Source organism: Xanthomonas codiaei (assembly GCF_002939785.1).
Taxonomy (GTDB): Bacteria; Pseudomonadota; Gammaproteobacteria; order Xanthomonadales; family Xanthomonadaceae; genus Xanthomonas; species Xanthomonas codiaei.
On sequence record NZ_MDEC01000041.1, the window covers coordinates 25,665 to 31,696 of the forward strand.

The following is a 6,032-nucleotide window of genomic DNA, read 5'->3' on the forward strand; positions in this document are numbered from 1 at the left end:
TGTCTGCATTGTTCCCCCAGACTTCGTCCTATGACCCAGCAACGCACTCTCAAGAACACCATTCGCGCCACCGGCGTCGGCCTGCACAGTGGCGACAAGGTGTACATGACGCTGCGACCGGCCCCGGTCGATCACGGTGTGGTGTTCCGGCGCGTGGACCTGGAGCCGGTGGTCGAAGTGCCCGCCGATGCCGAGCTGGTCACCGAGACCACGCTGTGCACCGGCCTGACCTGCAACGGCGCCAAGATCCAGACCGTCGAGCACCTGATGTCGGCGCTGGCCGGATTGGGTGTGGACAACGTAATCGTCGAGCTGTCCTCGGCCGAGTTGCCGATCATGGACGGCTCGTCCGGCCCGTTCGTGTTCCTGTTGCAGTCGGCAGGCATTGTCGAACAGGGCAAGGCCAAGCGCTTCATCCGCATCAAGCAGCCGGTGGAAGTGCGCGAGGGCGACAAGATCGCGCGCTTCGAGCCGTACGAAGGCTACAAGCTCGGCTTCACCATCGAATTCAATCACCCGATGATCCCGGCCAAGCAATCGCGCCAGGAAATCGAGTTCTCCACCTCGGCATACGTCAAGGAAATCTCGCGCGCCCGCACCTTCGGCTTCATGCGCGACCTGGAGTACATGCGCGAGCGCAACCTGGGCCTGGGCGGCTCAATGGACAATGCCATCGTGCTGGACGAGTTCCGCGTGCTCAACGAGGACGGCCTGCGCTACACCAACGAATTCGTGCGCCACAAGATTCTCGATGCCATTGGCGACCTGTATCTGGCCGGCGGCGCGATCCTGGGTGCCTATGAAGGCTTCAAATCCGGCCACGCCCTCAACAACAAACTGGTGCGTGCGCTCCTGGCCGACCAGGCTGCCTGGGAATGGGTCAGCTTCCCGGAAGGCACCGAGCAACCGCCGGTCACCTACGCCAGCCCTGTCTACGCCTGAGCGACCCATCGTCCAGCCAACGCCGCGTTGGCGGGCGCCACCGCTACCACTACCAGTTCGTCCGATCCCCCGGCGCCCCCGGTTGCCGGAGCGTTTGCCTGTGGTCGCACACCGGACGACTGTCGGGGAATGCCGCAATTGGCAGGCAAAGTGTGAATTCCATCAGATTTATGGTCGATTTTTAACTTTTATTTAAGGCTTATCTAACTTCCCGATGGCGCCAGCCCGCTAGCATGCCTGCGGCCAACGCGGTCTTCGCAAGTGTTTCACACGGTGACTGCCGTCACGTAACGCCGCCGGTCTCAGCGCTTGGTCGGTGGGACGTCCTGCAAGGAGGCGAGCGCATCGCGCAGTCCCCTGTGCGTGGCCTCGGACACTGGCCGCTGCTGGCTGCGGCTGTGCTGCGTTGGGGAATGCGGCACGGCACTTGCAGTTCTGACGGTCACTGCGGTGGCCTTCAGCCCGATGGATCGGGCGGCATCGAGTAGTTGGGTCTCGGCAAGCCGCACCTTGGCATGCCAGACCGGTGAATCAACCAGAAAAACGAGCTGTTCGCCTCGGACATTGGCCAGCCGGCAACGGGTGGCCAGATGAGGCGGTAACAGGGGGCGCAACTGCCGGTCCAGCGCATCGAGCCACAAGGCTCGACGCAAGGGGTCGCCAGCCTTTTCACCCAGCGCGGCGTCGATCGCCGGCTGTGGAGCGGAAGGGTTGCGTGCGTTGGACTTGGGCTTGGACATGACACTCATATGGCGTTGAAGAAAGTTGTAATCAAATCTCGACAGACCCGGGCCCAGCGCGTGGCCCAACAGATCCAGGGCTTTGCGGCAGATCGGCCGATGCTGGTGCTCGGGGCCGTACTTGGCCTGGGTATGCTGATCGGCGTCGGTGCGAGCACCGCCACCGGCATGGTGACCAATTCCGCGCTGCAGGCCAAGGTCGCCCAGCAGCAGACCGAGCTTGCGCAGGCGCAGCGCGCGTCGCAGGCACAGGTCAATGCCCTGGCTGCCCGGCTGGGTGAGCTGCAGGCACAGGCCACCCGTCTCAATGCCTTGGGCGAGCGCCTGACCGAAATGGGCAAGCTGAAGGATGGCGAGTTCGACTTCGACGCACCGGTTGGCGTCGGTGGCGGCGATGAGCCGGTCAGCGACATGCCGGTCGAATCGCTCAAGCAAAGCCTTGGGCAGGTGGAGCAGCAGTTTTCCGCCTCCGGGCAGCAGTTGAACGTGCTGGCCTCGCTGATGTTCGATCATCAGCTCGAGCAGAATTCGGTGCCGTCGCGGATGCCGATCCGCAACACCTACATCACCTCCGGCTTCGGCGGTCGTGCCGACCCGTTCGATGGTGGCTCGGCCTTCCATAAGGGCGTGGACTTCCATGCCAACGTGGGCGATCCGGTGCTGTCAGTGGCCGACGGCGTGGTCAGCTACGCCGGCGTGCGTGGCGGCTACGGCAACGTGGTCGAAGTGGACCACGGCAACGGCTATGTCACCCGCTATGCGCACAACTCGCGGCTGGTGGTGAAGGTGGGCGACCTGGTGCGCGCCGGGCAGCAGGTGGCCAGGGCCGGTTCCAGCGGTCGTTCCACCGGTGCGCACGTGCACTTTGAGGTATGGGCGGACGGGCACGTGGTCAATCCACGCAAGTTCCTGGGCGACACCAATACGCCGGTGGGACGCCGCGGGCGCGGTTGACGAAGGCATGGCCCGCTCCGGCGGAGGTGCTTGATTCGTGAGGGCTCGCCCCAAGCTACAATAGGGTGTTGCCATCGACAGGGCGCAGTGCGCCCTGTTTCGTTTACGGCGGTCGGGTCTGTGGGGACCGGCGTCGGTCAAACCGTTCCTTTTCAACCGGTTTCTTCAATGATCAACAGTCTGCTTACCCGTGTCTTTGGCAGTCGTAACGAACGCCAGCTGCGCCAGCTCAACCGCCTCGTCACCCAGATCAATGCGCTGGAGCCGACGATCGAGAAGCTCTCCGACGCCGAGCTGCAAGCCAAGACCCCGGAGTTCAAGCAGCGGCTTGCCGACGGACAGTCCCTGGACAAGATCCTGCCCGAAGCCTTTGCGGTGTGCCGCGAGGCCAGCCGCCGGGTGCTGGGCATGCGTCACTACGACGTGCAGCTGATCGGCGGCATGGTGCTGCACCTGGGCAAGATCGCCGAGATGCGCACCGGCGAAGGCAAGACCCTGGTGGCCACCCTGCCGGTCTACCTCAACGCGCTGGAAGGCCAGGGCGTGCACGTGGTCACCGTCAACGACTACCTGGCGCGGCGCGACTCGGCGCAGATGGGCAAGCTGTATAACTGGCTGGGCCTGAGCGTGGGCGTGGTGTATCCGGGCATGCCGCACAGCGACAAGCACGCCGCCTACGCCGCCGACATCACCTACGGCACCAACAACGAATTCGGCTTCGACTATCTGCGCGACAACATGGCGCTGTCGCGCGCCGATCGCTACCAGCGCAAGCTGCACTACGCCATCGTCGACGAAGTGGACTCGATCCTGATCGACGAAGCGCGCACCCCGTTGATCATTTCCGGCCCGGCCGACGAATCGCCGGAGCTGTACATCCGCGTCAACCGCATCGTGCCGCAGCTGACCAAGCAGGAAAGCGAAGAGGGCGAGGGCGATTTCTGGGTCGACGAGAAGGGCAAGCAGGTGCATCTGTCCGAGGCGGGCATGGGCCATGCCGAAGAACTGCTGATGCAGGCCGGCATCCTGGAAAACGCCGAAGATGGCTTGTACGCCGCGCAGAACCTGAGCGTGGTGCATCACCTCAATGCCGCGCTGCGTGCGCATGCGATCTACCAGCGCGACGTGGACTACATCGTGCGCGATGGCGAAGTGGTGATCGTGGACGAATTCACCGGCCGCACCCTGAGCGGGCGGCGCTGGTCCGACGGCCTGCACCAGGCGGTCGAAGCGAAGGAAGGCGTGCCGGTGCAGCGCGAGAACCAGACCCTCGCCAGCATCACCTTCCAGAACCTGTTCCGCATGTACAAGAAGCTGTCCGGCATGACCGGTACGGCCGACACCGAAGCCTACGAATTCCAGAGCATCTACGGACTGGAAGTGGTGGTGATCCCGACCAACCGCCCGACCGTGCGCAAGGACCACCCGGACCAGGTGTTCCTCAACCGCAAGGGCAAGTTCAATGCGGTGCTGGCCGATATCGAAGACTGCGCCAAGCGCGGCCAGCCGGTGCTGGTGGGCACCACCTCGATCGAAACCTCGGAAATGCTGTCCGAGCACCTGCGCAAGGCCGGGGTGAAGCATGAAGTGCTCAATGCCAAGCAGCACGAGCGCGAAGCCACCATCGTGGCCAATGCCGGCCAGCCGGGCGCGGTGACCATCGCCACCAACATGGCCGGTCGCGGTACCGATATCGTGCTGGGTGGCTCGCTCGAATCGGAATATCACGCGCTGGGCGAAGACGCCACCGACGATGCGCGCTTCAAGGTCAAGACCGAGTGGCAGCGCCGCCATGACGCGGTCAAGGCCGCCGGTGGCCTGCACATCATCGGTACCGAGCGCCACGAATCGCGGCGTATCGACAACCAGTTGCGCGGCCGTGCCGGTCGCCAGGGCGATCCGGGTTCCTCGCGCTTCTATCTGTCGCTGGAAGACAACCTGATGCGCATCTTCGCCTCGGACTGGGTCCAGAAGGCGATGCGCATGATGGGCATGAAGGAAGACGACGTCATCGAAGATCGCCTGGTCAGCCGGCAGATCGAGAAGGCGCAGCGCAAGGTGGAAGCGCACAACTTCGACATCCGCAAGAACCTGCTGGACTTCGACGACGTCAACAACGACCAGCGCAAGGTGATCTATGCCCAGCGCGACGAGTTGCTGGACGCCGAATCGGTCAAGGACAACGTGGACGGCATCCGTGGCGATGTGATCTACGACCTGGTCGCACGCTTCGTGCCGCCCAATTCGGTGGACGAGCAGTGGGACCTGCAAGGCCTGGAGGCCACGCTGGAATCGGAGCTGGGCATGCAGCTGGCGTTGCGCGAGATGGCGCGCACGCAGGAAGAACTGGATGCCGAACAGATCGCCGCCAAGGTGCAGGCCGCGGTGGATGCGCACTTTGCCGAGAAGGAAGCGGCGGTGGGCAACGACACCATGCGCGCGCTGGAAAAGCACGTGATGCTGACGGTGCTGGACCAGGGCTGGAAGGAGCATCTGGCCAAGATGGATTACCTGCGCCAGGGCATCTATCTGCGCGGTTACGCGCAGAAGCAGCCCAAGCAGGAATACAAGAAGGAAGCCTTCGAGCTGTTCTCCGAGATGCTGGAGAACGTCAAGCGCGAGGTGATCAACCTGCTGGCGCGCGTGCGCATCCGCAGCGAGGAAGAAGTGGCCGAACTGGAAGAGCAGGAACGCCGACAGGCCGAAGCCCGCCTGATGGCCTCGCAGTTCCAGCACCAGGATGCCGGCGGTTACGGCGCCGACGAGGAAGTGGAACAGATGCAGGGCGGCAACGCACCGGTACCGGTGTCGCAGGTCACCCGCGACGAGCCCAAGGTGGGTCGCAACGATCCCTGCCCGTGCGGCAGCGGCAAGAAGTACAAGCACTGCCACGGTCAGCTCAGCTGATGCTGAGCTGACCGTGGGGCCGCCCGCAACGCGGGCGGCTCACCCGCTATCCGCAACGCGGATAGCGGGCTCACGGTGTTGCTTCCGATCCCCGCGCCTTCGGCGCGCCCCCCTTACCAAGGGGGGCTTTGCATTCGGGGCGATTCGTGGAGCTGCTGATGTCCAGGCGTGGAATGGCGGGTGCAATGCCACGGTGGGGTCGCGTACGTTTTACCGATTCCCGGGCAACCGCGTGGCCTGCATCGTTGCCAGGCAACGCCTGGAAAACACGATACGGACGCCAGAGAGGTCGACCAGCTCGATGAGTGCAGTTCGATCAGCCTCGGCCTGGCACGGTTCGCCACGCGCTTGCTTGTCGCGCGCGGGCGCCAACTGTGCCGTGGCACCCAGGCTTCTCCGCCTGTGTAATGACCCACCGGTTTCTGCTCAGGTCATACGGTTAATGTAGCGGCATAGGCCGCGTCCGGGGTCATCATCTTCAGCGCCTGG

Annotated in this window: 4 protein-coding genes; 3 read left to right on the top strand and 1 reads right to left on the bottom strand. The window is 64.1% G+C overall.

From position 1 onward, the window contains the following. Positions 1-30: 30 nt before the first annotated feature. Positions 31-942: a UDP-3-O-acyl-N-acetylglucosamine deacetylase gene (lpxC, locus tag XcodCFBP4690_RS20430; protein WP_104543948.1), complete on the top strand. Its 912-nt coding sequence runs from the start codon at positions 31-33 to the stop codon at positions 940-942. Positions 943-1,244: 302 nt separating this feature from the next. On the opposite strand, the gene XcodCFBP4690_RS20435 is transcribed toward lpxC, so the two are convergent. Then, complete coding sequence (locus XcodCFBP4690_RS20435; RefSeq protein WP_104543950.1) at positions 1,245-1,691, bottom strand: DciA family protein; 447 nt, start codon at positions 1,689-1,691, stop codon at positions 1,245-1,247. On the opposite strand from XcodCFBP4690_RS20435, the gene XcodCFBP4690_RS20440 reads away from it, so the two are divergent. Together XcodCFBP4690_RS20440 and secA are read left to right on the top strand one after the other, a co-directional pair. Then, entirely contained in the window at positions 1,692-2,636 is a 945-nt protein-coding gene (locus XcodCFBP4690_RS20440; protein ID WP_104543952.1) for a M23 family metallopeptidase, read from the top strand. A gap of 168 nt (positions 2,637-2,804) precedes the next feature. After that, positions 2,805-5,543, top strand: a complete 2,739-nt coding sequence (gene secA / locus XcodCFBP4690_RS20445; protein ID WP_104543954.1) for a preprotein translocase subunit SecA — start codon at positions 2,805-2,807, stop codon at positions 5,541-5,543. Positions 5,544-6,032: the final 489 nt, after the last annotated feature.